The following is a 26,854-nucleotide window of genomic DNA, read 5'->3' on the forward strand; positions in this document are numbered from 1 at the left end:
CCCGCCGGTGGTCGCGGCGCGTCCGGCCCGGACGGGTGTGGCCGCGCCGTCGGGCATCATGGCCGCGTGGACGCGTCCCCGGCAGCCGTGAGCGGGCCGGTCGACGCCGCGGGCACGGTGGCGGGGCGGGTCCTGGCGGGCCCGGCGCGGCTGGGGCCGGTCCGGCTGCTCGCGGTCGACGGACCGGCCGGCTCCGGCAAGACGACGTTCGCGGCACGCGTCGCCGACGCGGTGCGCACGACCGGTGCGCGCGCGACGGTGCTCGGGCTGGACGACCTGTACGACGGGTGGACCGGGCTGGACGGGACGCTGTGGCCGCGGCTGCACGCGCAGGTGCTCGAGCCGCTGCGCCGCGGTCGCGCGGCGCGCTACCAGCGGTACGACTGGGCGGCCGGTCACCTCGCCGGCTGGGTGGACCTCGACGTCCCGGACGTCCTGGTCCTCGAGGGGTGCGGGTCGGCGCGGCGTGCGGTCGACGCCCTCGCGACGCTCACCGTGTGGGTCGAGGCCGACGACGACGTGCGGCTCGCGCGCGGCCTCGCGCGCGACGGCGCGCACGAGCGTGCGCACTGGCTCGCGTGGATGGCGCTCGAGCGTGCGCACTTCGCACGTGAGGGCACGCGCGGACGCGCCGACGTGCGGCTCGACGCGTTTGGCATGATGACCACGTGAACGCGGCCGAGACCACGCCCGGTCCCGGCGACGAGGTCGTCGCCGGCGTCGGGGGCGTCCCCGCGCGCACCTGGTACGCGCGTGACGTCATGGTGGTCGCGCACGACCTGCTCGGCGCGTTCCTCACGGCACGCAGCGCCGAGGGCGACGTCACCGTCCGCGTCACGGAGGTCGAGGCGTACGGCGGTGACGACGACCCGGGCTCGCACGCGTTCCGTGGCCGCACCGCGCGCAACGCCGCGATGTTCGCCGAGCCCGGTCGGCTCTACGTCTACCGCCACCTCGGGCTGCACCACTGCCTCAACGTCGTCGCCGAGCCCACCGGCCGCGCGGCCGCGGTGCTGCTGCGCGCGGGCGAGGTCGTCGAGGGCGCGGACCTCGCGTGGCGGCGGCGCGAGGCCGCGGGCGTCGTCGACAACCGGCGCCAGCTCGCGCGCGGGCCGGCCCGGCTGGCCGTGTGCCTCGGGCTCGACCTGGACGCCAACGGCGCCGACCTGACCGAGCCCGGGGGAGCGGTCGTGCTGCGACGGCGTGACGCGGCGACCGCCCTGCCCGCGGTCGCGACCGGACCGCGCGTCGGGGTGTCCGGCCCCGGCGGCGACGGTCGGCGCCACCCGTGGCGCCTGTGGCTGACCAACGAGCCGACGGTCTCGGCCTACCGGCCCGCGTATCGCTCGCCGACGTCGGCAGACGCCCCCGGTGGGGCGACGGCGTCGGCCTGACGCGGAGCGCGCGTCGCACCAGACCCCCGACGTGGGCCCGACACCGGGCGCCCGCGTCCGACCGAGGAGAACGACGTGACCGACATCCTGGACGAGCTCGAGTGGCGTGGGCTGATCGCCCAGACGACCGAGCGCGACGCGCTGGCCGCCGCGCTGGCGCAGGGCCCCGTGACCTTCTACACCGGCTTCGACCCGACGGCTCCGAGCCTGCACCACGGGCACCTCGTGCAGCTGGTCGTCATGCGTCACCTGCAGCTCGCCGGCCACCGGCCGCTCGCCCTCGTCGGCGGCGCGACCGGGCTGATCGGCGACCCCCGCATGTCGGGCGAGCGCGTGCTCAACACCCGCGAGACCGTGGCCGAGTGGGTCGACCGGCTGCGCGAGCAGATCGAGCGGTTCCTCGACTTCGGGGGCGACAACCCGGCGCGCATGGTCAACAACCTCGAGTGGACGGCGCCGCTGTCCGCGATCGACTTCCTGCGCGACGTGGGCAAGCACTTCCGCCTGGGGACCATGCTCGCCAAGGACACGGTGGCGCGCCGGCTCGAGAGCGACGAGGGCATCTCGTTCACCGAGTTCAGCTACCAGATCCTGCAGGGGCTCGACTACCTCGAGCTGCACCGCCGTCACGGCTGCACGCTGCAGACCGGCGGCAACGACCAGTGGGGCAACCTGCTGTCGGGCGTCGAGCTGATCCGCAAGACGGACCGCTCGCCCGTGCACGCGCTGACGACGCCGCTCATCACGAAGGCGGACGGCACCAAGTTCGGCAAGTCGGAGGGGGGCGCCATCTGGCTGGCGCCCGACATGATGACGCCGTACGCCTTCTACCAGTTCTGGGTGAACACCGACGACGCCGACGTCGTGCGCTACCTCAAGGTGTTCACGTTCCGCACGCGCGAGCAGATCGCCGAGCTCGAGGCCGCGGTGGCCGAGCGCCCGGCGGCGCGCGAGGCGCAGCGCGCGCTGGCGTACGACGTGACGGCGCTCGTGCACGGGAGCAGCGCGGCCGACGCGGTCGTGGCGGCCAGTCAGGCGCTGTTCGGACGGGGCGACCTGGCGGACCTCGACGCGGCGACGTTCGCCGCCGCCGTCGCCGAGCTGCCGACCGCGCCCGGCCGGCCCGGCGACCTGGTCGTCGACCTGCTCGCCGCGACGGGCGTCGTCACGAGCAAGGCCGCGGCGCGGCGCGCGGTCGTCGAGGGCGGGGCGTCGGTCAACAACGTCCGGGTCACGGGGGACGACGCGACGCTGTCGGCGGACGACCTGCTGCACGGGCGGTGGGCGGTGCTGCGACGCGGCAAGCGGACGCTCGCGGTCGTGGACGCCGAGGCCGACGCCGGGTCGCCGGTCCCCGGGCGGGACTGACCGACGGGGCGGCACCCCGGACCCCGACGGCCCCCGGCGAGCGCACGCTCACCGGGGGCCGTCGCCGTCGGCAGGGCGACGACCGGTGCGGCCCGGGAGCCGCGCGCAGGGCGTGACCACGGTCACCGTCACCGGGATTTGCCCTCCGCGCAACGCTCGCGTAATGTTCTTGGAGCCCGCCCGGCAGGGAGGAACGGACACCGAGCTCGACTCGGTGGTCGGTCCCACGGAGCAGGGCATCCCCGCAAGGCCCGCACACGGCGCCCCAAACGCCGTGCTAGAGTCCTGCGGCGGCGATCGGAAAGCCACGGACCACCACGGTGGTCAAAGGCCGGAAGAAAGCCTGCTAGACTGGAGAAAGACACAAAGCCTCCTGCAAAAGCCGAAAGGCCGACGAGGATGCGCGTCTGTTCCTTGAGAACTCAACAGTGTGCCAAGTAGTCGATGCCATGTAAATGGTGTCGAGCTCGGATCAGGTCCACCCCCGTGGGTCTGGTTCGGGGATGATGCCAGTTGATGCCCTCTTTCGAGGGGGTTCTTTGTGGTGTCTGTTGCTTGCTGGTCTTCGGGCTGGTGAGTGGCTGATGAACATTCACGGAGAGTTTGATTCTGGCTCAGGACGAACGCTGGCGGCGTGCTTAACACATGCAAGTCGAACGGTGAACCTCAGCTTGCTGGGGGGATCAGTGGCGAACGGGTGAGTAACACGTGAGTAACCTGCCCTTCACTCTGGGATAAGCCTTGGAAACGGGGTCTAATACCGGATACGAGACGCACGGGCATCTGTAGCGTCTGGAAAGATTTATCGGTGGAGGATGGACTCGCGGCCTATCAGCTTGTTGGTGGGGTAATGGCCTACCAAGGCGACGACGGGTAGCCGGCCTGAGAGGGCGACCGGCCACACTGGGACTGAGACACGGCCCAGACTCCTACGGGAGGCAGCAGTGGGGAATATTGCACAATGGGCGCAAGCCTGATGCAGCGACGCCGCGTGCGGGATGACGGCCTTCGGGTTGTAAACCGCTTTCAGCAGGGAAGAAGCGAGAGTGACGGTACCTGCAGAAGAAGCGCCGGCTAACTACGTGCCAGCAGCCGCGGTAATACGTAGGGCGCAAGCGTTGTCCGGAATTATTGGGCGTAAAGAGCTCGTAGGCGGTTTGTCGCGTCTGCTGTGAAAACCTCAGGCTCAACCTGGGGCTTGCAGTGGGTACGGGCAGACTAGAGTGCGGTAGGGGTGACTGGAATTCCTGGTGTAGCGGTGGAATGCGCAGATATCAGGAGGAACACCGATGGCGAAGGCAGGTCACTGGGCCGCAACTGACGCTGAGGAGCGAAAGCATGGGGAGCGAACAGGATTAGATACCCTGGTAGTCCATGCCGTAAACGTTGGGCACTAGGTGTGGGGTCCATTCCACGGATTCCGTGCCGCAGCAAACGCATTAAGTGCCCCGCCTGGGGAGTACGGCCGCAAGGCTAAAACTCAAAGAAATTGACGGGGGCCCGCACAAGCGGCGGAGCATGCGGATTAATTCGATGCAACGCGAAGAACCTTACCAAGGCTTGACATACACCGGAAACGTGCAGAGATGTGCGCCCCGCAAGGTCGGTGTACAGGTGGTGCATGGTTGTCGTCAGCTCGTGTCGTGAGATGTTGGGTTAAGTCCCGCAACGAGCGCAACCCTCGTCCCATGTTGCCAGCGGGTTATGCCGGGGACTCATGGGAGACTGCCGGGGTCAACTCGGAGGAAGGTGGGGATGACGTCAAATCATCATGCCCCTTATGTCTTGGGCTTCACGCATGCTACAATGGCCGGTACAAAGGGCTGCGATACCGCGAGGTGGAGCGAATCCCAAAAAGCCGGTCTCAGTTCGGATTGGGGTCTGCAACTCGACCCCATGAAGTCGGAGTCGCTAGTAATCGCAGATCAGCAACGCTGCGGTGAATACGTTCCCGGGCCTTGTACACACCGCCCGTCAAGTCATGAAAGTCGGTAACACCCGAAGCCGATGGCCCAACCGTTTGGGGGGAGTCGTCGAAGGTGGGACTGGCGATTAGGACTAAGTCGTAACAAGGTAGCCGTACCGGAAGGTGCGGCTGGATCACCTCCTTTCTAAGGAGCATCTGGCAGCTGGTCGTCCTGTCATGGGGCGGGGTGGTTGTCCAGGCCCACGCTCGGTCCGAACGCGGCCGGGGTGGTGCTCAAGGGTGGAACATCGACTACTGGCCGACTCGTTGGGTCGGTGGCTCCTAGTACGCCGTCAGGTTCGCCTGGTGGGAGGGAACGGATGCTCACCGGTTCGGTGCGGGTCGGCCTGGCACGCTGTTGGGTCCTGAGGGAACAGCCCGTGAGGGGGTGTTGCCTTGGTCGGGACCTTCGGTCCGGTCGAACCGCTGGATCTGCGCTGGTGGCGCCCTGCAAGGGGTGGTGCGGGTGCGGGTGCGGTAGGCGCCGGGGGCTGGGGGTGACCGGTGGTTGCTTGAGAACTGCACAGTGGACGCGAGCATCTTTGAATGATCTTTGTGGTCAAGTTTATAAGTGCACAGGGTGGATGCCTTGGCACCAGGAGCCGAAGAAGGACGTAGTAGCCTGCGATAAGCCTCGGGGAGTTGGCAAACGAACCGTGATCCGAGGATTTCCGAATGGGGAAACCCCGCCACAGTCATGTGTGGTGACCTTCACCTGAATATATAGGGTGAGTGGAGGGAACGCCGGGAAGTGAAACATCTCAGTACCGGCAGGAAGAGATATTCCGTGAGTAGTGGCGAGCGAAAGCGGATCAGGCCAAACCGTGCGCGTGTGATAGCCGGCAGGCGTTGCGCGTACGGGGTTGTGGGACCTTTCCGTTGCTTCTGCCGAAGCAGCAGGGAGTTACAAAGTCGCGTCATAGTCGAAGGGCATTGAAAGGCCCGGCACAGAGGGTGTTACCCCCGTAGACGAAATGGCGTGGCCTCCCGAAGGGGATCCCAAGTAGCTCCGGGCCCGAGAAACCCGGAGTGAATCTGCACAGACCACTGTGTAAGCCTAAATACTACCTGGTGACCGATAGCGGACAAGTACCGTGAGGGAAAGGTGAAAAGTACCCCGGGAGGGGAGTGAAATAGTACCTGAAACCGTGTGCATACAATCCGTCGGAGCCTCCCTAGCAGGGGTGACGGCGTGCCTTTTGAAGAATGAGCCTGCGAGTTAGTGGTACGTGGCGAGGTTAACCCGTGTGGGGAAGCCGTAGCGAAAGCGAGTCCGAATAGGGCGTCTTTAGTCGCGTGCTCTAGACCCGAAGCGAAGTGATCTAGCCATGGGCAGGGTGAAGCGCGGGTAAGACCGCGTGGAGGCCCGAACCCACCAGGGTTGAAAACCTGGGGGATGACCTGTGGTTAGGGGTGAAAGGCCAATCAAACTTCGTGATAGCTGGTTCTCCCCGAAATGCATTTAGGTGCAGCGTCACGCGTTTCTTGCCGGAGGTAGAGCTACTGGATAGCCGATGGGCCCCACCAGGTTACTGACGTTAGCCAAACTCCGAATGCCGGTAAGCCAGAGCGTGGCAGTGAGACTGCGGGGGATAAGCTCCGTAGTCGAGAGGGAAACAGCCCAGACCACCAGCTAAGGCCCCTAAGCGTGTGCTAAGTGGGAAAGGATGTGGAGTTGCACAGACAACCAGGAGGTTGGCTTAGAAGCAGCCACCCTTGAAAGAGTGCGTAATAGCTCACTGGTCAAGTGATTCCGCGCCGACAATGTAGCGGGGCTCAAGCACACCGCCGAAGCTGTGGCATTCACACTCGAGACAAGCCTTCGTGGTTCAGTCGTGTGGATGGGTAGGGGAGCGTCGTGCCGCCAGCGAAGCCGCGGGGAAACCCAGTGGTGGAGGCGGCACGAGTGAGAATGCAGGCATGAGTAGCGAATGACGGGTGAGAAACCCGTCCGCCGAATGACCAAGGGTTCCAGGGCCAGGCTAATCCGCCCTGGGTAAGTCGGGACCTAAGGCGAGGCCGACAGGCGTAGTCGATGGACAACGGGTTGATATTCCCGTACCGGCGAAGAACCGCCCATACCGAGCCCGGTGATGCTAACCGTCCGAGCCTGCCCCATCGTCCTTCGGGACACCGGGGCAGGGGAGCACGGGACCCGAACCGGTAGTAGGTAAGCGTATTAACAGGAGTGACGCAGGAAGGCAGCCCAGCGTGGCGATGGTAGTCCACGTCCAAGGTCGTAGGGTCAGGTGTAGGCAAATCCGCACCTGGTGAAGCCTGAGAACCGACGGGTACCGCGTATGCGGGAAATGGGTGATCCTATGCTGCCAAGAAAAGCTTCGACGCGAGGTTCTAGCCGCCCGTACCCCAAACCGACTCAGGTGGTCAGGTAGAGAATACCAAGGCGATCGAGAGAATCGTGGTTAAGGAACTCGGCAAAATGCCCCCGTAACTTCGGGAGAAGGGGGGCCTCAAGCGTGATCCACCCATGCGGTGGTGAGCGTGGAGGGCCGCAGAGACCAGGGAGAAGCGACTGTTTACTAAAAACACAGGTCCGTGCGAAGTCGCAAGACGATGTATACGGACTGACGCCTGCCCGGTGCTGGAAGGTTAAGAGGACGGGTCAGCTCTTCGGAGCGAAGCTCAGAATTTAAGCCCCAGTAAACGGCGGTGGTAACTATAACCATCCTAAGGTAGCGAAATTCCTTGTCGGGTAAGTTCCGACCTGCACGAATGGCGTAACGACTTCTCCGCTGTCTCAACCGCGAACTCGGCGAAATTGCACTACGAGTAAAGATGCTCGTTACGCGCAGCAGGACGGAAAGACCCCGGGACCTTTACTATAGCTTGGTATTGGTGTTCGGTGCGGCTTGTGTAGGATAGGTGGGAGACTGTGAAGCCGGCACGCCAGTGTCGGTGGAGTCAACGTTGAAATACCACTCTGGTCGCTCTGGACATCTAACCTCGGTCCGTAATCCGGATCAGGGACAGTGCCTGGTGGGTAGTTTAACTGGGGCGGTTGCCTCCTAAAATGTAACGGAGGCGCTCAAAGGTTCCCTCAGCCTGGTTGGCAATCAGGTGGCGAGTGCAAGTGCACAAGGGAGCTTGACTGTGAGACTGACAGGTCGAGCAGGGACGAAAGTCGGAACTAGTGATCCGGCGGTGGCTTGTGGAAGCGCCGTCGCTCAACGGATAAAAGGTACCCCGGGGATAACAGGCTGATCTTGCCCAAGAGTCCATATCGACGGCATGGTTTGGCACCTCGATGTCGGCTCGTCGCATCCTGGGGCTGGAGTAGGTCCCAAGGGTTGGGCTGTTCGCCCATTAAAGCGGTACGCGAGCTGGGTTTAGAACGTCGTGAGACAGTTCGGTCCCTATCCGCTGCGCGCGCAGGAAACTTGAGAAGGGCTGTCCCTAGTACGAGAGGACCGGGACGGACGAACCTCTGGTGTGCCAGTTGTTCCGCCAGGAGCACGGCTGGTTGGCTACGTTCGGAAGGGATAACCGCTGAAAGCATCTAAGCGGGAAGCCTGCTTCAAGATGAGGTTTCCACGGGGCTCGTCCCCGAGAGGCTCCCAGCTAGACCACTGGGTAGATAGGCCGGATGTGGAAGGCAGGACTCAAGACTGCCGCAGCTGACCGGTACTAATAAGCCGACAACTTGACTAACTCATTCATTGCTACGCGTCCACTGTGCGGTTCCCGAGAAACCAACGGGAACCCGTTGACAACTCGACAGCGTTACGGCGGTCATAGCGAAGGGGAAACGCCCGGTCCCATTCCGAACCCGGAAGCTAAGCCCTTCAGCGCCGATGGTACTGCACTCGCCAGGGTGTGGGAGAGTAGGACGCCGCCGGACAATCATTCAACGAAAGGCCCACCCCTCACAGGGGTGGGCCTTTCGTCGTTCACCGCGTGACAGACAGATCGTGAGGTCCCGCCGTGCGGCCAGGGGGCTCGGCGACGGTATCCCTGTCCGATCGGGGCAGCAGCGCTCGCCCTCGACGGGTCGCGGCAGCGGTCGTCCTCGACTGGCGCCGCGTCACGGCCGCGCCGCACGCGTGATGAACCTCTCACCAACCCCACCTCGCGAGCTCGACGTGCGTGCACCGTCGGCCGCCGGGATGGGACGATGGGCACTCAAGACGACGGGGAGTACAGATGAACAGCGACGCCACGGACTCGGGCGACCAGCAGCGCCCGCGACGCGCGGGTGAGGTGCGAGGCTCCGGGCCTCGGCGTGAGCCGCGCCGCGACGGTGCGCCCCGCGCAGGCCGCGACGGCGACCGCGCCGGCGGCGGCCGGTCCTGGGCACCGAGGGGCGACACCGGACGTGGCGTCGACCGAGGAGGCCGAGGCGGAACGGGCGGCGCGGCGCGGCGACCCGGGTCGGGTTCCGGCGTTGCGGGGTACGGCGCACCTGGCCGGGACGCTGGCGACCGCGCGCGCCCTGACCGTCGCGGCGCGGAGGCCTCGCGCGCGCGAGGCGGGGCGTGGGGTGCGTCGTCGGACCGCTCGTCGCGGACGGGTGGCGTCGCTCGTCCGGCCCGTGAGGGCGACGGGCGACGGGACGAGCGTGACGGACGTGGCGCCGGACGTGGCGCGGGCGGCCGGCCGGAGCGTGGGTCGTGGTCGAGCGAGGGACGGGGTGCTGAGCGTCCCGCGCGGCGGGGGCCTTCCGCGTCCGGCGAGCAGGGACGTGATCGGGACCGCGGTGCGGGCGCGAGCCGCGGTGGTGAGCGTGCGTACGGACGTCCGGACCGCCCTCGAGGCGGTGCCGGTGGCGACCGGGGACGACCTTCGTACGGAGCAGACCGGCGTGGACCGGCGGACGGCGGCGCTGAGAGGCGCCCGTCGACGGGACGCGCCGCGGGCGCGGGCGGTGGCAGCCGTGGACCCGTGCGCGGGCCTGAGCGTGGTGGGTCCGGCCCGGGACCCGCGCGCGCCGACGGAGCACGGCCGTGGTCGCGCGACGCCGATGGCGCGCGCGGCGTCGACGAGCGCCGCGGTGACGAGCGACGTGGCCCGGCACGCCCGGCTCACGACGGGGGGCCTCGTGGCCCGCGGGACGGCCAGCGGAGCACCGGGCGGCCCCTCCGCGGCGGTGCCGGCCGGCCGGACCGACCGGGCGCCGGGGGTGCGTCCCGCGCGACCGGGGCGCCGACCGAGCACGTCGAGCGGGTCCCCGCTCCGCCGCTGCCCGACGACGTCACGTTCTCGCAGCTCGACCGCGACGTGCGCGGGCGGCTGCGCACGCTGAGCAAGGAGAACGCCGACCGTGTCGGACGGCACCTCGTGATGGTGGGTCGCTTGATCGACGACGACCCCGAGGCCGCCTACGAGCACGCGCAGGCCGCGGTGCGCCGCGCGGGACGCGTCGACGTCGTGCGCGAGGCCGCGGGTCTCGCGGCGTACCGGACCGGGCGGTTCGCCGAGGCGCTCCGCGAGCTGCGGACCGTGCGCCGGCTCAACGGGTCGTCGGAGCACCTGCCCGTCATGGCCGACGCCGAGCGCGGGCTCGGACGCCCCGAGCGCGCGATCGCCCTGTCGCAGGAGCCCGAGGCCGCCGAGCTCGACCGTGACGCACGCGTCGAGCTCGCCATGGTCGTCAGCGGGGCGCGCCTCGACCTGGGCCAGCCCGAGGCCGCGGTCGCGGCCCTGACGGGTGAGCTCGTGCAGGGCCTGCGGGGCGTGCTCGCCGCGCGGGTCGCCCAGGCACGCGCCGCCGCGCTCGAGGCGGCCGGGCTCCCGGACGCCGCCGCGGCGGAGCTCGCGCCGTTCTCGCGCCGGGTGCTGGACGAGGCGGCCGGCGCCGCGTCGGACGACGACGTCGTGGTGTACGACCTCGTCGAGGACGAGGACGCGCAGGACGAGGACGCGCAGGACGAGGACGACGCGTTGCACGAGGTCGCCGATGCTCGGGGTGACGAGGTCGCCGTGCGCGACGAGCCCGACGACGACGGCTCGGAGGCGGGCGTGACGGCGGACGGCACGGCCGCGCCGGCCGAGCCGGGTGCGGACGCACGCGGCAGCCGCCCGGTCGACGACGTGACCGACGCGGGCACGACGGACGAGGGCACGACGGACGAGGGCATCACGAACGAGGGAGCACGGTGAGCGCACGAGGACTGCTGGGCAGCGACGAGCCGCTCGCGACGCGCTACGACCTGGCGCTGGTCGACCTCGACGGGGTGGCGTACCGCGGGCACGAGCCCATCGACGGCGCCGCGGAGGGCCTCGCGCAGGCCCGCGCGGCCGGCATGCGGCTCGTGTTCGTGACGAACAACGCGTCACGTGAGCCCGAGACCGTGGCGGACCAGCTCACCGGCCTCGACATCCCGACGCGTGCCGACGAGGTCATGACCGCGGCGCAGGCCGCGGCCGAGCTCCTCGCGACCCGGGTCGAACCCGGGGCGCCCGTGCTCGTCGTCGGCGGTGCGGGGCTGCACACGGCCGTGCGTGCGAAGGGCTACCGCGTCGTCGGCTCGGCCGACGACGAGCCCGTGGCGGTCGTCCAGGGCTTCGCTCCCGACCTCGGGTGGTCGGACCTCGCCGAGGCCGCGTACGCGGTGCAGCGCGGGGCGTGGCACGTCGCGTCCAACCTCGACCTGAGCCTGCCCACGGCCCGTGGCTTCGCGCCCGGCAACGGTTCGCTCGTGGGCGCCGTCCGTGCCGCGACCGGTGTCGAGCCGGCCAGCGCGGGCAAGCCGTCGCCGACGATGTACCGGCTCGCGGTCGCCCGTGCGGGCGCCGCCGCGCCGCTCGTCGTCGGTGACCGCCTCGACACGGACCTCGCGGGGGCACGCGCGGGCGACATGCCCGGCCTGCACGTCCTCACGGGCGTGAGCACGGCGCGCGACGCGGTGCTCGCGGCGCCCGGGGAGCGCCCGCACTACCTCGCCGCCGACCTGCGTGCCCTGCTCGTGCCCCACCCGGAGCCGGTGGTCGACGGCGGCTGGTGGGTGTGCCGCGACGCGGCCGCGCGCGTCGTGGACGGCGGGCTCGAGCTGCGGGGGACCCCGGTGGACCCGGTGGACCTCGTGCGTGCCGCGTGCGCCGCGGCGTGGGACGCCGTCGACACCGGTGCGCCGCTCGACGCGGCGTCGGTGCCCGAGCTCGGCTGACCGGCCGGCGAGCACCCGGCCTGTGGGTGGCGCGCGCCCCGTGTCGCCGCCGGCGGGTAGCGTGGACGCGCGCCGCCCGTCCGCGGACGGCGCTCCGAGGACCCGCGTCCGCCCGACGGCACCGAGGTGCGGCCCGGCGACGTGCGGACGGCACCGGGACGGAGCCGAACGAGGTGGGCCGGACCTGGGACGGCACGGGCGCGTGGCCTGACCGCCGCAGGATCAGGACCAGCACCAGGATCGGACCGAGGCAGGACCAGACCAGGGAGGACGTGACATGAGCGAAGCCGTGCAGGACCCCGGCGAGCCGCGTGCCGTGCCCTCCCCGGCGACGCTGGCCGCGCACGCCCGTGACGCGGGCCCCGGCGACGGCGTCCTGGACGGGGACGCCGCCGTCGAGGAGGCGCTGCGCCGGCTCGAGGGGGTCGACGACCTCGACCTCGCGGCCCAGGCCGCGACGTTCGAGGCCGTGCACACGGCGCTCCAGGAGCGGCTGGCGGACGCCGAGGGATGACGGCGACCACGACGAGGGCCCGGATCGACGCGGAGCTCGTGCGCCGCGGCCTCGCGCGATCGCGCGGCCAGGCGGGAGCGCTGCTGGCGGCCGGGCGCGTGCGCGTCGACGGCGCCACGGTGACGCGCGCCGCGACACCCGTCGGCGAGGGCCAGGACGTCGTCGTCGACGCCGACCCGGGCGACCCCGGGTACGCGTCGCGCGCGGCGCACAAGCTCGCCGACGCGCTCGACGCCTACGGTCCCGCCGGCCCGGACCCGGCCGCAGGGACGTGCCTCGACGCCGGCGCCAGCACGGGCGGGTTCACCGACGTCCTGCTGCGGCGCGGCGCCCGGCACGTCGTCGCCGTGGACGTGGGCCACGGCCAGCTCGTCGCGCGCCTGCGCGACGACCCGCGCGTCGAGGTGCGCGAGCACGTGAACGTGCGCGACCTCGCGGCCGGGGACGTCGCACCCGCGCCGCGGCTCGTCGTGGCCGACCTGTCGTTCATCTCCCTCACGCTCGTCCTCGCGCCGCTGCTCGCGGTCGCGGCGCCCGGTGCGGACCTCGTCCTCCTGGTCAAGCCGCAGTTCGAGGTCGGGCGCGAGCGGCTCGGCGCCGACGGCGTCGTGCGCGACCCGCGACTGTGGGCCGAGGTCCTGACCGCCGTCGCGCACCACGCCCAGGGCCTCGGCGCGACCGTGCGCGACGTCCGGCCGAGCACGCTGCCCGGGACCCACGGCAACGTCGAGTTCGTGCTGTGGCTGCGGGCCCCCGGCGGGGACGCCCCCGCGGTCGCGCTCGACGTGACCGCGGCGGTGTCCGACGCCGTCACCACCGCCGGACGGATCGGAGCGACCCCGTGACCCGACGCGCCCTCCTCGTGCGCCACAGCGGGCGGCCCGAGGCCCTGGCCGCGACCGACGCGGTCGTGCGGGCCCTGCGCGCCGCCGACGTCGAGCCCGTGACCGCGACGCGCGACACGACGCCCGGTGAGCTCCCCGACTTCGAGCTCGCCGTCGTGCTCGGCGGCGACGGCACGATCCTGCGCGCCGCCGAGCTCACGCGCGGCACCGACGTGCCGCTGCTCGGGGTCAACCTCGGCCACGTCGGGTTCCTCGCCGAGATCGAGCCCGCCGACGTCGAGACGGCCGTGCAGCGGCTCACCGCGGGGGAGTACGCCGTCGAGGAGCGCACGACGCTCGACCTGCGCGTCATCGGCACCGACGGACGCGTCGAAGGCTGCTGGGCGCTCAACGAGGCGGCGCTGGAGAAGACCGACCCGGCGCGCATGATCGAGGTCGTGATCGAGGTCGACGGCCGGCCGCTGTCGTCGTTCGGCTGCGACGGGCTGGTCGTGGCCACGGCGACCGGCTCGACCGCGCACGCGTTCTCGGCCGGGGGACCGGTCGTGTGGCCCGACGTGCACGGCATGGTGATGGTGCCGCTCGCGGCGCACACGCTCTTCGCGCGTCCGCTGGTGCTGGGGCCGAGCAGCGTGCTCGCGGTCGAGGTGATCGACCGGTCGCCGTCACCCGCGGTCGTCACGTGCGACGGGCGGCGGCAGCACGCGCTCCCGCGCGGGGCACGGCTCGAGGTGCGCGTCAGCGACGTGCCCGTGCGGTTCGCGCGGCTCAACCCGGCGCCGTTCACGACGCGGCTCGTGCAGAAGTTCGACCTGCCGGTGGTGGGGTGGCGCGGCGTGACCCGCGAGGACGAGGACGGTGCGGGGTGATCGACGAGATCCGGATCGACGACCTGGGCGTCATCGGGCGCGCGCACGTGCGGCTCGGCCCCGGGCTGACGGTCCTCACCGGCGAGACCGGCGCCGGCAAGACCATGGTGCTCACGGCGCTCGGCCTGCTGCTGGGCGGCAAGGCCGACCCGGCGACCGTGCGCACGGGCGCGGACGGCGCCGCGGTGGAGGGGCGCGTGCTGCTGCCCGCCGACTCTGCCGCGCTCGTGCGGGCGCGCGACGCGGGCGCCGACGTGGACGACGACGGCACGCTCGTCGTGCTGCGGACCGTGAACGCGGGCACGCCCGACGCACCGGGACGCTCCCGGGCGTACCTCGGCGGACGCTCGGTGCCGCAGGGCGTGCTGGCCGAGATCGCCGAGGAGCTCGTGACCGTGCACGGCCAGGCCGACCAGGTGCGGCTGCGCTCGTCCGCGCGGCAGCGGGCCGCGCTCGACGCGTTCGCGGGCGCCGCGCACGCGCAGACGCTCGCGGCGTACGCCGAGGCGTGGTCGCGGCGCGTGCGCGTGCGTGCCGAGCTCGACGACCTCGTGACGCGCGCGCAGGAGCGTGCGCGCGAGGCCGAGCTCCTGCGTCTCGGGCTGGTCGAGGTCGAGCGCGTCGACCCGCAGCCCGGCGAGGACGTCGAGCTCGCGGCCGAGGCCGAGCGTCTCGGGCACGCCGAGGACCTGCGGGCGGCCGCGGCGGGCGCGCACGTCGCGCTCGTCGGTGACGAGGACGTGGCCGACGGCGGCGCGGCCGCGACGCTGCTCGTCGAGGAGGCCCGCCGCCAGCTCGAGCAGGTGGGGCACCACGACGCAGCGCTCGCGGCGCTCGCGGTGCGCGCCGCCGAGGCCGGCTACCTGCTCGCCGACGTCGCCGCCGAGCTGTCCGCCTACGTGCAGGACCTGCAGGCGGACCCGGCGCGGCTCGACGCCGTGCAGCGCCGCCGCGCCGAGCTCACGGCGCTGACGCGCAGCTACGGCGAGGACGTCGCCGCGGTGCTCGCGTGGTCGCAGGACGCGTCGCGCCGCCTCCTCGAGCTCGACGGCGGGCAGGAGCGCGTCGACGAGCTGCGCGCGCGCTGCGCCGAGCTCGACGCGACGCTCCAGGAGCTGGGCGCCACGATCACGTCGACGCGCACCGAGGCCGCGGCGCGGCTCGCCGCGGCCGTGACCGACGAGCTCGCGGGCCTCGCGATGGCCGGGGCGCACCTCGAGGTCGTCGTGCGCCCCGCCGACGAGCCGGCCGCCCACGGCGCCGACCACGTCGAGATGCTGCTCGTGCCGCACCAGGGCGCGCCCGCACGCCCCCTCGGCAAGGGCGCGTCGGGCGGCGAGCTCTCGCGCGTCATGCTCGCGCTCGAGGTCGCGCTCGCGACGGCCGAGGGCTCGGGCGCCGCGACGCCGGGCACGTTCGTGTTCGACGAGGTCGACGCCGGGGTCGGCGGGCGTGCCGCGACGCAGATCGGCGAGCGGCTCGCGCAGCTCGCGCGCGGGACGCAGGTCCTGGTCGTGACGCACCTCGCCCAGGTCGCCGCGTTCGCCGACCGTCACCTGGTCGTGACGAAGTCCGTCGCCGACGGCGTGGACGTCGTCACGGAGTCTGACGTGCGGCAGGTCGAGGGCGAGGACCGCGTGCGCGAGCTCGCCCGGATGCTGTCCGGCCAGGACGACTCGGAGGCGGCGCGCGCGCACGCGGCCGAGCTCCTGGCCCAGTCCGTGGGACGATGACCCCCGATGAGAGTCTCCCTGCGCCGCCGCACGTCCCCGACCGATGACGCCGAGATCGTCGGGCCGCTCCGCGTCGACCCCCGGACCAAGTCGCTGACCAAGCGGCTCAAGCCCGGTGACGTCGCGGTGATCGACCACCTCGACCTCGACCGCGTGTCCGCCGAGGCGCTGGTCGCGTGCCAGCCCGCCGCGGTCCTCAACGCCGCGCGCTCGACGTCCGGCCGGTACCCCAACCTCGGCCCCGAGATCCTCGTGAGCGCGGGCGTCCCGCTGGTCGACGACCTCGGCCCCGACGTCATGGCGCTCACCGAGGGTCGTGTCCTGCGCATCGTCGAGGGCGCCGTGTACGACGGCGACACGCTCGTCGCCGAGGGCGTCGCGCAGACGCCCGAGAGCGTCGCGGCGACGATGGAGGAGGCCCGCGCGGGGCTGTCCGTGCAGCTCGAGTCCTTCGCCGCCAACACGATGGACTACCTGCGGCGCGAGCGCGAGCTCCTGCTCGACGGCGTCGGCGTGCCCGACATCGACACGCGCATCGACGGCCGCCAGGTGCTCATCGTCGTGCGCGGGTACCACTACAAGGAGGACCTCGTCACGCTGCGCCCGTACATCCGCGAGTACCGCCCGGTGCTCATCGGCGTGGACGGCGGCGCGGACGCGATCCTCGAGGCGGGCTGGCGGCCCGACATGATCGTCGGCGACATGGACTCCGTCTCCGACCGCGCGCTGCAGTGCGGCGCCGAGATCGTGGTGCACGCCTACCGGGACGGGCGCGCGCCCGGCATCGCGCGCGTCGAGCAGCTCGGCGTGCCGCACGTCGTGTTCCCCGCGACGGGCACCAGCGAGGACGTCGCGATGCTGCTCGCCGACGACAAGGGCGCCGAGCTCATCGTCGCGGTCGGCACGCACGCGACGCTCGTCGAGTTCCTCGACAAGGGTCGCGCGGGCATGGCGAGTACGTTCCTCACGCGCCTGCGCGTCGGCGGCAAGCTCGTCGACGCCAAGGGCGTGTCGCAGCTGTACCAGCACCGCATCTCGAACCTGCAGCTCACGCTGCTCGTCCTCGCGGGGCTCCTCGCGCTCGGGGTCGCGCTCGCGTCGACGGCCGCCGGTCAGACCCTCATCGGCCTCGTGGGCGCCCGCGTCGACGACCTCGTGTCGTGGGCGGGCTCGCTGTTCGGCGGAGCGACGTGACGCGCGCCGGTGCGCGCCCGGTCACGACCGCCGCGCACCCCGGCCCCTGCCCGCCGCACGCCCCGCCGCGACCCGTCGCGCACCCGACCGAGAGCACCCCACCCCGTGATCGACTTCCGGTACCACATCGTCTCGCTCATCTCCGTCTTCCTCGCGCTCGCCGTCGGCATCGCGCTCGGCGCCGGACCGCTCAAGGAGACCATCGGCGACACCCTGACCGGTCAGGTCCAGGTCCTGCGCACCGAGAAGGAGGACCTGCGCGCGCAGCTCGACGCGACCGGCGGCGACCTCGCGGCCGTCGAGGCGTTCGCCGCGGCGTCGGGCGACCGGCTGCTGCCGGGCACGCTCACGGACCGCCGCGTCGCGCTCGTGCTGCTCGAGCAGGTGCCGCAGGCGGAGGTCGAGGGGCTGACCGCGCGGATCGCGCTCGCGGGCGCGACCGTGTCCGCCACCGCCACCGTCAACGACACGTGGACGGACCCCGGCCTCGCGACCTACCGGCGCACGCTCGCGGGCACGCTCGTCTCGTACCTGGACGCGCCGCCCGCCGCCGACGCGGGCACCGACGTCGAGCTCGCCGAGGCGCTCGTCTCGGGCCTCGTCGGCGCCGACGCGGCCGCGCCCGACACGCTGTCGGAGAACGCGTCGTCGCTGCTCGACGTGCTCGCGGAGGGCGACCGTGCGCTCGTGACGTTCTCGGAGGACGTCACGCGCCCCGCCGACGCGGTCGTCGTCGTGGTCGGCGCGGCGCCCGCCGCGTCGGGCGCCACGCCGTCGCCCGACGCCGTCGCCGCGGCGACGCAGTCCCGGCTCGCGATCGCGTCCGCCGCCCAGCGGCTCTCGGACGGCGCGGTCCTCGCGGGCGACACGCGCAGCGGTGACAGCCTCGTGGCCGCCGCGCGCGCGGACGGCGACCTCGCGGCCTCGCTCACGACCGTGCAGGACGCGACCACCGTCGCGGGGCAGGTCGTGGTGCCGCTCGCGCTGGCCACGAGCATCGCGGGGCGGCCCGCGCACTACGGCTTCGGGGACGGGCTGACGCCGCTGCCCCCGGCCGTGCAGCTGCCGCCCGTCGACCGCACGCCGAGCGTGCCCGAGGAGCAGACCGCTGACGGCGCTGACCCGGCGCAGCCCCAGGGCGAGGACGGTGCGACCGCGGGTGACGACGGCGGTGCCGGGTGAGCGTCGTGCGACGGCTCGTCGCGGCGTCCGCCGCCGCGGGTGCCACGTCGCTCGTGCGCGGCGCGCTCGATTGGCAGCCGCCCGGCGGCGCCGCGACGTGGACGCGCACCAACCACCGCGGTGAGCCCGTGAGCCTGCTCGAGGGTCCGTCGCTCGCGGCGGGCGTCCTGGCCGGTGCGCTCGTCGGCACCGGCGGAGCGCGCGCGACCGCGGCCGCGACGGTCGCCGTGGTGGGCTCGTGCGCGTTCGGCCTGGTCGACGACCTGCGGGAGGACACCTCGACGCGGACGAAAGGTCTGCGCGGCCACCTGGGGGCGCTGGCGCACGGCCGGCTGACCACCGGGGGACTCAAGGTGCTGGGGATCGGCGCGAGCGCGCTCGCGGCCGCGGCCCTGGCGCCCCCGCGGGCGGCGCCGCGTCGCGACCCGTCGCGCGCGCCGTGGACACGCTCGCGTCGGCCGCGCTCGTCGCCGGCACCGCGAACCTCGTCAACCTGCTCGACCTGCGTCCGGGACGCGCGCTGAAGGCCTCGGCGCTCGTGGCCGCCCCGCTCGTCACGGGCCCGGGTGGCGGCGTCGCGTCCGCGGTGCTGGGTGCGGCGTCGACCGCGATCGAGGCGGACCTCGCGGAGACCGACATGCTCGGGGACTCGGGCGCGAACGCGCTGGGCGCCGCGCTCGGCACCGCGCTCGTGCTCGGCGCGCCGCGCCGCGTGCGGCTGGGAGCGCTCGCGGTCGTGGTCGGCCTGACGCTCGCGAGCGAGCGCGTCAGCTTCACACGCGTCATCGAGCGGACGCCGGTGCTGCGCGAGCTCGACGCGTGGGGCCGCCGGCCCGCGCACGTGCCGCGGCCCGCGCCCGTGCCGGCCGGGGGCGGTCGCGCGACGGGGCCCGACGCGGCATGAGCGGGCGGCTGCGCCGCACGCTGCAGGGGCTGCTCGGTGCCGCGGCGCTGATCGCCGTGGTCACGGTCGTGAGCCGTGCCCTCGGGCTCGTGCGCACGCTCGTGCTCAACGGCACGGTGGGCTCGGGCGACATCGCCGACGCCTACAACGCCGCGAACACGCTGCCGAACATCTTGTTCGAGGCCGCCGCGGGCGGTGCCCTCGCGGGCGCGATCGTGCCGCTGCTCGCGGCCCCGGTCGCGCGCGCCGACCGCGAGCAGGTGGGACGCGTCGTCTCCGCCGCGCTCGGCTGGGTGCTGCTCGTCCTGGTGCCGCTGGGGGGTCTGCTCGCGGCGCTGAGCGGCGTGGTCGGGGCGTTCGCCGCGAAGGGCGACCCGGTGATGGCGGCCACCATCCGGTACTTCGTCCTGGTGTTCGCGGTGCAGGTGCCCGTCTACGGCCTGACGGTGCTCCTGTACGGCGTGCTGCAGGCCCACCGGAAGTTCTTCTGGCCCGCGTTCGCGCCCGTGCTGAACTCGGCGGTGCTGATCGCCACGTTCGCGCTCTACGGCGTCCTCGCCGACGGCGAGGTCAGCGACCCGACCGCGCTCCCCCCGGGTGCGCTCGACCTGCTGGCCTGGGGGACCACCGCGGGCGTCGTCGCGATGCTGCTGCCCGTCCTGCTCCCGGCGCGTCGCCTCGGGGTCCGGCTGCGCCCGACGCTGCGCTTCCCGGGCGACACGGGCCGCCGGTTCCGCGCCCTGGGGCTCGCGGGCCTCGGCGGCGTCGTCGCCCAGCAGGTCTCGGTCCTCGTGATCGTGCTGCTCGCGACCGGGCTGCTGCCGAACGACGGGCGCGGCTACTCGGCGATCGTCTACGCGCAGCAGGTGTACCTGCTGCCGTACGCCGTGCTCGTCGTGCCGCTCGCGACGTCGACGTTCCCGCGCGTCGCGGCGCACGCCGCCGCCGGGGACCGGTCGCGGTTCGCCGCGACCTCGGCCGTGACGACGCGCGCGGTGCTCGTCGTGGGGGCGCTGGGGGCGGCCGCGGTACTCGCGGGGGGCGGTGCGGTCGCGGCGGTGTTCGCCGACATGACCCCGGGCGACGGCGCCGGGCTCGTCGAGGCCATGGGCGTCCTGCTCACGTGGATGCCCGCGGGCGTCGTCGGGCTCGCCGTGATGTTCCACGTCTCGCGCACGCTCTACGCGGTCGAGCGGGCCCGGGCGGCGGTCCTCACCAACGTCGCGGGCTGGGGTGCGCTCGCGGTGCTGGCGCCCGTGCTCGCGCTCCTCGCGGGCCGGGACGACCCGGTGGGCGTGCTGCGGGGGATCGGTCTCGCGACGTCGCTCGGCATGGCCGTCGGCGCGGTCGCCGCCCTCGTGGCGCTGCGGCGTGTCGCAGGGCCGTCCGCGCTCGCCGGGCTGGGACGCACGGCGCTGGTCGCGCTCGCGGCGGCCGCGGCGGGTGCCGCCGCGGGTCGTGGCGTCGCGACGACCGTGCTCGAGGTCGTCGGCGACGACGCGCTGACGGCGACCGGCGCCGCCGCGGGCGGTGCGGTCGTGGCCGCGACCGTGGTGGTCGCGGCCGTCGTGCTGCTCGACGGGGGGACGCTCCTGGGCGTGCTGCGCGTCGAGCGGGCCGAGCCCGTCGGTCCCGCCACGACGGTCGTCCCGCCGCCCCCCGTCGGCTGACCGCGACCGGTCCCACGGCGCGAGGTCCCCTCACCGGTCCGCGCGTCCGGTAGGGTGGAAGCCCGTGATGGATCGCGCACATCGACTCTCCGGGCGGTCGGACAACCTGACCCGGCACATCTTCGTCACGGGGGGCGTCGCCTCCTCACTGGGGAAGGGACTGACGGCCAGCAGCCTCGGTCGCCTGCTCCGCTCGCGGGGCCTGCGGGTCACGATGCAGAAGCTCGACCCGTACCTCAACGTCGACCCCGGGACGATGAACCCGTTCCAGCACGGTGAGGTCTTCGTCACCGAGGACGGTGCCGAGACGGACCTCGACGTCGGCCACTACGAGCGGTTCCTCGACGTGAACCTCGTCGGCTCGGCCAACGTCACGACCGGCCAGGTCTACTCGAACGTCATCGCCAAGGAGCGTCGCGGCGAGTACCTCGGCGACACCGTGCAGGTCATCCCGCACATCACCGACGAGATCAAGGAGCGCATGCGCTCGCAGGCGTCGGACGACGTCGACGTGATCATCACGGAGATCGGCGGCACGGTCGGCGACATCGAGTCGCAGCCGTTCCTCGAGGCCGCGCGCCAGGTGCGCCACGACCTGGGACGCGACAACGTGTTCTTCCTGCACGTGTCGCTGCTGCCGTACATCGGCCCGTCGGGGGAGCTCAAGACCAAGCCCACGCAGCACTCCGTCGCGGCGCTGCGCAGCATCGGCATCCTGCCCGACGCGATCGTGCTGCGCGCCGACCGCGAGGTGCCCGAGTCGATCAAGCGCAAGATCGCGCTGTTCTGCGACGTCGACGTCGACTCGGTCGCGATCGCGCGCGACGCGTCGAGCATCTACGACATCCCGCGCGTGCTGCACGCCGAGGGCCTCGACGCGTACGTCGTGCAGCGCCTCGGCCTGCCCTTCCGCGACGTCGAGTGGAGCGGCTGGCAGGACCTGCTGCGCCGCGTGAACACGCCCGCGCACCACGTCGAGGTCGCGCTCGTCGGCAAGTACATCGACCTGCCCGACGCGTACCTGTCGGTGACCGAGGCGCTGCGCGCCGGCGGGTTCCACCACGACGCGCGCGTCACGATCCGCTGGGTGACGTCGGACGACTGCCAGACGCCCGCGGGCGCGCAGGAGGCGCTGGGCGGCGTGGACGCCGTGCTCGTGCCCGGCGGGTTCGGCGTGCGCGGCATCGAGGGCAAGCTCGGCGCGCTGCGCTGGGCGCGCGAGCACAAGGTGCCCACGCTGGGCCTGTGCCTCGGCCTGCAGTGCATGGTCATCGAGTACGCGCGCAACGTCGTGGGCCTCGAGGGCGCGTCGTCCTCGGAGTTCGAGCCCGACTCGCCGCACCCCGTCATCGCGACCATGGCGGAGCAGCTCGCGATCGTCGACGGCGCGGGCGACATGGGCGGCACGATGCGCCTGGGCGCCTACGACGCGACGCTCGTGCCGGGGTCCGTCGTCGCCGAGGCGTACGGCACCGAGCACGTGTCCGAGCGCCACCGCCACCGGTACGAGGTGAACAACGCGTACCGCGAGCAGCTCGAGGCCGCGGGCCTCGTGATCTCGGGCGTCTCGCCCGACTCCTCGCTCGTGGAGTTCGTCGAGCTGCCGCGCGAGGAGCACCCGTTCTACGTCGCGACGCAGGCGCACCCCGAATTCAAGTCGCGCCCGACGCGTGCCCACCCGCTGTTCGCGGGCCTCGTGGGTGCGGCCCTCGCGGCGCGGAACCCCGCGTGAGCGACGACCGGCTGGTCGACGTCCCGCGCGAGCGGGACGTCGTCGAGCACCGGCTGCTGCACGCCGGGCGCGTGTGGGACCTGGTGTCCGACACGGTGGCGCTCGACGACGGCGACGTGGTGCGCGAGTACGTCGACCACCCGGGTGCCGTCGCGGTGGTCGCGCTCGACGAGCAGGACCGCGTGCTGCTGCTGCAGCAGTACCGGCACCCCGTGCGGCACGAGCTGTGGGAGCCGCCCGCGGGGCTGCTCGACGTCGAGGGGGAGGACCCCGTGGCGGCGGCGGCGCGCGAGCTCGCCGAGGAGGCGGACCTCGTGGCCGGCCGCTGGTGGCGCCTCGTGGAGATCTTCAGCTCGCCGGGCGGCTCGGACGAGCGCATCACGGTGTTCCTGGCGCGCGACCTCGCCGAGGTGCCGGTCGACGAGCGGTACGTGCGCGGCGAGGAGGAGGCGTCGATGGTGCCCGTGTGGGTGCCGCTCGACGACGCCGTCGCCGCCGTGCTCGCGGGGCGCCTGCACTCGCCGACGGCCGTCGCGGGCGTGCTGGCGGCGGCCGCCGCGCGCGCGGCGGGCTGGTCGACCCTCACCGAGGTGACGCCGGCCTGAGGGCCGGCGGGCGCGATCGCACCGCGGCCCCGGACGCTCCAGGCGCCCGGGGCCGCGGTGCGTCCGGGGGTGGACGTCGGCCCCGCGGACGGGGCGGTGGGTGGGCCCCGCGTCAGGCCTGCGGCCGGACCCGCAGGGTGCCGAGGAACGCCGTGAGCATCGCGGTCAGCCCCGCCGCGCCGAGCATGTGCAGGTTGACCAGGGCGATCGGCAGACCGGTGAACAGCTGCACGTAGCCGACGAGGCCCTGCGCGAGCGTGACGACGAGCAGCAGGACGCCGGCCCGCAGCGGCCGTGCCACCGCAGCCGGCTCCGGGGCCGCGACGGGCGCGACGCCGCGCGCCGGCTGCGTGACGCCGTCGACGCGGTCGTAGGCGGGCTGCGCGGTGCGGCGGGCGCGGGCGAGCAGCGCCAGCACGACCAGCAGCGTGCCGACGAACGCCCACACGGCCAGCGCGTGCACGCGCGCGGTCGCGTACGGGTCGACCGCGAACCGGTAGCCGACCTCGTCGTCGCCCGAGTGCGGGCCCGCGCCCGTGACGACGACGCCGAGCACGAGCACCACGACGCCGACCGCCGCGAGCACGCGGGTCAGGGTGCGCACGCGCGCGTCGACGACCGGCGTCGCGGGGCCGTCGCCCTCGCGCGTGCGGACCAGCAGCCACGCGGAGACGGCCACGAGCACCATCGAGATGAGGAAGTGCGACCCGACGACCAGCGGGTGCAGCTCGACGAGCACCGTGATGCCGCCCACGACCGCCTGGATCGCGACGCCGACGATCGGCGCCCACGCCCATGCGCGGTACGTGCTGGTGCGCGCGCGGTCGCGGCCAGCGAGCAGCGCGACCGCCACCGCGAGCACGACGAGCACGCCCGTGAGCGTGCGGTTGCCGAACTCGACGATCGGGTGGATGCCCATCTCGTCGTGGAACACGGGCGCGAACTGCCCGGGCTCGCACTGCGGCCACGTCGAGCAGCCCAGGCCCGAGCCGGTGAGGCGCACGGCGCCGCCGGTCACGACGATGAGGATCTGCGCGACGAGGTTCGCGACGACGGCGCGCACCGTCCAGCGCGGCCGCAGCCGCTCGAGCAGGGAGGGTGCGGGCGTCGGGGCGGGGGCGGTGCCGGTCACGGGGTCCAGGGTAGGCGGCGCGCGTCAGTGCCAGCGGAACAGCCGCGCCGTGAGCGCACCGAGGCCCACGGTCCACGCCGCGAGCACGAGGACGGGGACGAGCGGCAGCGTGCCGTCGACGAGCGCACCGCGCAGCACGTCGCCCAGGGCTCCCGACGGCAGCCACGTCGCGACGGCCGCGACGGGTCCCGGCAGGCGGTCGGCCGGCACGACCACGCCACCGCCCAGCGCGAGCACGAGCAGCAGGAGGTTCGCGAGCGCGAGCACGGCCTCGGCGCGCAGCGTCCCGGCGACGAGCAGCGCGAGCGCGGTGAACGCGCCCGTGCCGATCACGACGCCGACGAGCGCGAGCGCGAGGCCCGCGGGGTCGGGGCGCCAGCCGAGCGCGAGCGCCGCGGCGCCGATGAGCACGACCTGCACCGCCTCGACGGCGAGCACGCCGAGCACCTTGCCCGCGAGCAGGCCGCCGCGCCCGAGCGGCGTCGTCGCCATGAGCCGCAGCACGCCGTTGCGGCGGTCGAAGGCGGTGGCGATGGCCTGGGACGTGAACGACGCGGTCATCACGGCGAGCGCGAGGATCCCGGGCGCGAGGAAGTCGACGCGCGACGCGCCGCCCGTGTCGAGCTCGACGAACGTGCCCTGCACGAGCCCGACGAGCGCGAGCACCGGGACGATCGCGGTGACGAGCACCTGCTCGCCGTTGCGCAGGATCATGCGCGCCTCGAACGCGGCCTGCGCGAGCACGCGGCCCGCCGCCGGGGCCGCGGCGGGCGGCGTGCCGACGTGTGCGTCCGGGGTGCCGGGTGCGGTCGTCATCGCAGGCTCCGTCCCGTGAGGTCGAGGAACACGTCCTCGAGCGTGCGGCGCCCGGTGTCGAGCCGCGTGACGAGCACGTCGCGCTCGGCCAGCCAGGCGGTCACGTCGGCGACCGTGCCCGGGCGCACCGGTCCGGTGACCGCGAACGACGACGCCGAGCGGTGCTCGACGCCGAAGCCGGCACCGAGGCGCTCGCGCAGCCCGGCCGGGTCGACGTCGGCGGAGACCCGCACCACGAGCGTGCCGTCGTCGTCGCCGGCGGCGCCTGTGCCCGACGCGAGCAGGTCCGCGACGGTGCCCTGCGCGATGACGGTGCCGTGGTCGACGACCACGACGTGGTCGGCGAGCCCCTCGGCCTCCTCCATGAGGTGCGTGGTCAGCACGACCGCGGCGCCCGCGTCGCGCAGCTCGCGCACGAGCTCCCACACGGCGAGCCGCGACTGCGGGTCCATGCCCGCGCTGGGCTCGTCGAGGAACAGCACCTGCGGGCGTCCGACCACGGCGACGGCGAGCGCGAGCCGCTGGCGCTGACCGCCGGACAGGCGGCGCACCGTGGTGCGCGCGAACGCGTCGAGCCCGAGCCGCGCGGCGAGCGCGTCGGTCGGCACCGGGTCGGCGTACATGCGCGCGACGTGGTCGAGCATCTCGCGCGCGCGGACGCCGGTCGGCAGCCCGCCGTCCTGGAGCATGACGCCGACCCGCGGGCGCAGCGCCGGGCCGTCGGCCACGGGGTCGAGCCCCAGGACGCGCACGCTGCCGGCGTCGGGCGCGCGCAGGCCCTCGCAGCACTCGACGGTCGTCGTCTTGCCGGCGCCGTTGGGGCCGAGGACGGCGGTCACGCGGCCGGCCGACGCGGTGAGGTCGAGTCCGTCGACGACGGCGCGTCCGTCGTACCTCTTGACGAGGCCGCGGACCTCGACGGCGGGGGAGTGCGGCACGTCGAGGGAGTCTAGGTGCTCGCGCACGTGGCGCCGCGGCCCGCCCGCACGGGCGTCCGCGCCGACGTGCGTGGACGTGCGCGCACCGGGCGCCGCGGTGCTCTAGCGTGTCCGCCCGGTGGGTCGCAGATGTCCCGAAGATCCCGACGTCCGAGCAGGCAGGAGCACCGGTGGTCACGTACCGCATCGACACGACGACGCTGCGGGAGGTGCCGCAGGACGTCGGCGCCACCTGGGAGCACGTGGACCGGCTCGAGGCGAGCGGCCCGGCCGGTGACGGCGAGCGCGTGGTGTGGCTGCGGATCCTCGGCGCGCTCGCGTCGGCGGAGCAGCTCGGCTGGGCCGACGCCGCGCGTCGCGGCGGGCCCGCGACGCTCGCGGACCTGCGGGAGCCTGCTCGCCCGCCCGTCCCGGCGTCCGCGTGGCGGCCGTTGCTGCGGCTCGCGCAGGTGCTGCACTGGCGCGGCCGGCTCGGCGACGCCGACGACGTGGTCGAGGCGGTGCGACGCGCCGCTCTCGCGGCGCACGACGCGGCCGGCGTCGACGAGGCTGTGCGACGCGACTGCGCGTCGGTCCTGGCGTTCGCCGACCAGGGGCAGGGCAAGGCGCGGTACGACGCCGGGCGGTACGCCGAGGCGCGCGCGCTGTTCGCCGCGGCGCTCGAGCGGCGCACGCGCGAGGGGGCGCCCGCCGACCAGGTCGAGTCGAGCCGGATCTCGCTCGCGGCGGCCGAGCGCCGGCTCGCGGGCGTCGACGGCGGTGCCGCCGCGGTGTGACGTGCCCCACGAAGCGGCGGCGCGGGCGGCGGTCGACGTGTCACCCGGGGCGCCCACGAAGGGTGACCTTGCTTGCGGGGATGGATTTCGGC

At 73.0% G+C, this 26,854-nt stretch carries 18 protein-coding genes, 3 rRNA genes and 1 pseudogene; 19 read left to right on the top strand and 3 right to left on the bottom strand.

What is annotated here, in order from left to right; all coding sequences use genetic code 11:
- The first annotated feature begins 66 nt into the window (after positions 1-66).
- The 18 genes and pseudogenes from GY42_RS03155 (at position 67) to GY42_RS03240 (ending at position 23,100) form a co-directional block, all read left to right on the top strand.
- Entirely contained in the window at positions 67-672 is a 606-nt protein-coding gene (locus tag GY42_RS03155) for a uridine kinase family protein (RefSeq protein ID WP_236686701.1), read from the top strand.
- 89 nt (positions 673-761) lie between these two features.
- Positions 762-1,394: a DNA-3-methyladenine glycosylase gene (locus tag GY42_RS03160; protein WP_152667380.1), complete on the top strand. Its 633-nt coding sequence runs from the start codon at positions 762-764 to the stop codon at positions 1,392-1,394.
- Positions 1,395-1,469: 75 nt separating this feature from the next.
- Positions 1,470-2,762: a tyrosine--tRNA ligase gene (gene tyrS / locus GY42_RS03165; protein WP_046528226.1), complete on the top strand. Its 1,293-nt coding sequence runs from the start codon at positions 1,470-1,472 to the stop codon at positions 2,760-2,762.
- A gap of 591 nt (positions 2,763-3,353) precedes the next feature.
- Positions 3,354-4,873 (top strand): 16S ribosomal RNA (locus GY42_RS03170).
- Positions 4,874-5,285: 412 nt separating this feature from the next.
- A 23S ribosomal RNA gene (locus GY42_RS03175) occupies positions 5,286-8,397 on the top strand.
- A 73-nt stretch (positions 8,398-8,470) separates the two neighbouring features.
- Positions 8,471-8,587: ribosomal RNA gene (gene rrf / locus GY42_RS03180) — 5S ribosomal RNA — on the top strand.
- The 16S, 23S and 5S rRNA genes sit together here, the layout of an rRNA operon.
- Before the next feature lie 1,442 nt (positions 8,588-10,029).
- Positions 10,030-10,845 (top strand): hypothetical protein, encoded by an 816-nt coding sequence (locus GY42_RS03185; protein WP_236686850.1) that lies wholly within the window; start codon positions 10,030-10,032, stop codon positions 10,843-10,845.
- Positions 10,842-11,852, top strand: coding sequence for an HAD-IIA family hydrolase (locus GY42_RS03190; protein WP_046528227.1), 1,011 nt, complete (start codon positions 10,842-10,844; stop codon positions 11,850-11,852). The genes GY42_RS03185 and GY42_RS03190 overlap by 4 nt, the downstream gene beginning before the upstream one ends.
- Positions 11,853-12,129: 277 nt before the next feature.
- A complete protein-coding gene (locus tag GY42_RS03195) occupies positions 12,130-12,366 on the top strand; it encodes a hypothetical protein (protein WP_046528228.1) in 237 nt (78 codons plus the stop codon).
- Positions 12,363-13,211: a TlyA family RNA methyltransferase gene (locus GY42_RS03200; RefSeq protein ID WP_046528229.1), complete on the top strand. Its 849-nt coding sequence runs from the start codon at positions 12,363-12,365 to the stop codon at positions 13,209-13,211. Before GY42_RS03195 ends, GY42_RS03200 begins: the two co-directional genes overlap by 4 nt.
- Entirely contained in the window at positions 13,208-14,080 is an 873-nt protein-coding gene (locus GY42_RS03205; RefSeq protein ID WP_046528230.1) for an NAD kinase, read from the top strand. The genes GY42_RS03200 and GY42_RS03205 overlap by 4 nt, the downstream gene beginning before the upstream one ends.
- Positions 14,077-15,813, top strand: a complete 1,737-nt coding sequence (gene recN, locus GY42_RS03210) for a DNA repair protein RecN (protein ID WP_046528231.1) — start codon at positions 14,077-14,079, stop codon at positions 15,811-15,813. The genes GY42_RS03205 and recN overlap by 4 nt, the downstream gene beginning before the upstream one ends.
- 6 nt (positions 15,814-15,819) lie before the next feature.
- Entirely contained in the window at positions 15,820-17,007 is a 1,188-nt protein-coding gene (gene steA / locus GY42_RS03215) for a putative cytokinetic ring protein SteA (RefSeq protein ID WP_046528232.1), read from the top strand.
- 105 nt (positions 17,008-17,112) lie between these two features.
- Positions 17,113-18,189 carry a copper transporter gene (locus GY42_RS03220; RefSeq protein WP_046528233.1) on the top strand — a complete coding sequence of 359 codons (1,077 nt, stop codon included), beginning with the start codon at positions 17,113-17,115 and terminating at the stop codon, positions 18,187-18,189.
- A pseudogene (locus tag GY42_RS20175) lies at positions 18,186-19,093 on the top strand (hypothetical protein). Before GY42_RS03220 ends, GY42_RS20175 begins: the two are co-directional and overlap by 4 nt.
- The gene (gene murJ, locus GY42_RS03230; RefSeq protein WP_046530482.1) at positions 19,090-20,763 is read left to right on the top strand and encodes a murein biosynthesis integral membrane protein MurJ; all 1,674 of its coding nucleotides are present in this window, start codon (positions 19,090-19,092) and stop codon (positions 20,761-20,763) included. Before GY42_RS20175 ends, murJ begins: the two are co-directional and overlap by 4 nt.
- Positions 20,764-20,830: 67 nt before the next feature.
- Positions 20,831-22,495 carry a CTP synthase gene (locus GY42_RS03235; protein ID WP_046528234.1) on the top strand — a complete coding sequence of 555 codons (1,665 nt, stop codon included), beginning with the start codon at positions 20,831-20,833 and terminating at the stop codon, positions 22,493-22,495.
- Positions 22,492-23,100, top strand: a complete 609-nt coding sequence (locus GY42_RS03240; protein WP_046528235.1) for an NUDIX domain-containing protein — start codon at positions 22,492-22,494, stop codon at positions 23,098-23,100. Before GY42_RS03235 ends, GY42_RS03240 begins: the two co-directional genes overlap by 4 nt.
- Positions 23,101-23,212: 112 nt before the next feature.
- On the opposite strand, the gene GY42_RS03245 is transcribed toward GY42_RS03240, so the two are convergent.
- Genes GY42_RS03245 through GY42_RS03255 form a run of 3 tightly spaced genes read right to left on the bottom strand, consistent with a single transcriptional unit; the run spans position 23,213 to position 25,986 of the window.
- On the bottom strand, positions 23,213-24,232 hold the full coding sequence (locus GY42_RS03245) for a COX15/CtaA family protein (RefSeq protein WP_236686702.1): 1,020 nt from the start codon (positions 24,230-24,232) through the stop codon (positions 23,213-23,215).
- Between the two features lie 24 nt (positions 24,233-24,256).
- Positions 24,257-25,048, bottom strand: coding sequence for an ABC transporter permease (locus tag GY42_RS03250; protein ID WP_046528237.1), 792 nt, complete (start codon positions 25,046-25,048; stop codon positions 24,257-24,259).
- On the bottom strand, positions 25,045-25,986 hold the full coding sequence (locus tag GY42_RS03255) for an ABC transporter ATP-binding protein (protein WP_046528238.1): 942 nt from the start codon (positions 25,984-25,986) through the stop codon (positions 25,045-25,047). Before GY42_RS03255 ends, GY42_RS03250 begins: the two co-directional genes overlap by 4 nt.
- A gap of 170 nt (positions 25,987-26,156) precedes the next feature.
- Here GY42_RS03255 and GY42_RS18035 point away from each other — a divergent pair, with 170 nt between their 5' ends.
- Positions 26,157-26,762: a hypothetical protein gene (locus GY42_RS18035; protein ID WP_052748186.1), complete on the top strand. Its 606-nt coding sequence runs from the start codon at positions 26,157-26,159 to the stop codon at positions 26,760-26,762.
- Positions 26,763-26,854: the final 92 nt, after the last annotated feature.

It is taken from the genome of Cellulomonas sp. FA1 (assembly GCF_000986825.1).
Taxonomy (GTDB): domain Bacteria; phylum Actinomycetota; class Actinomycetes; order Actinomycetales; family Cellulomonadaceae; genus Cellulomonas; species Cellulomonas iranensis.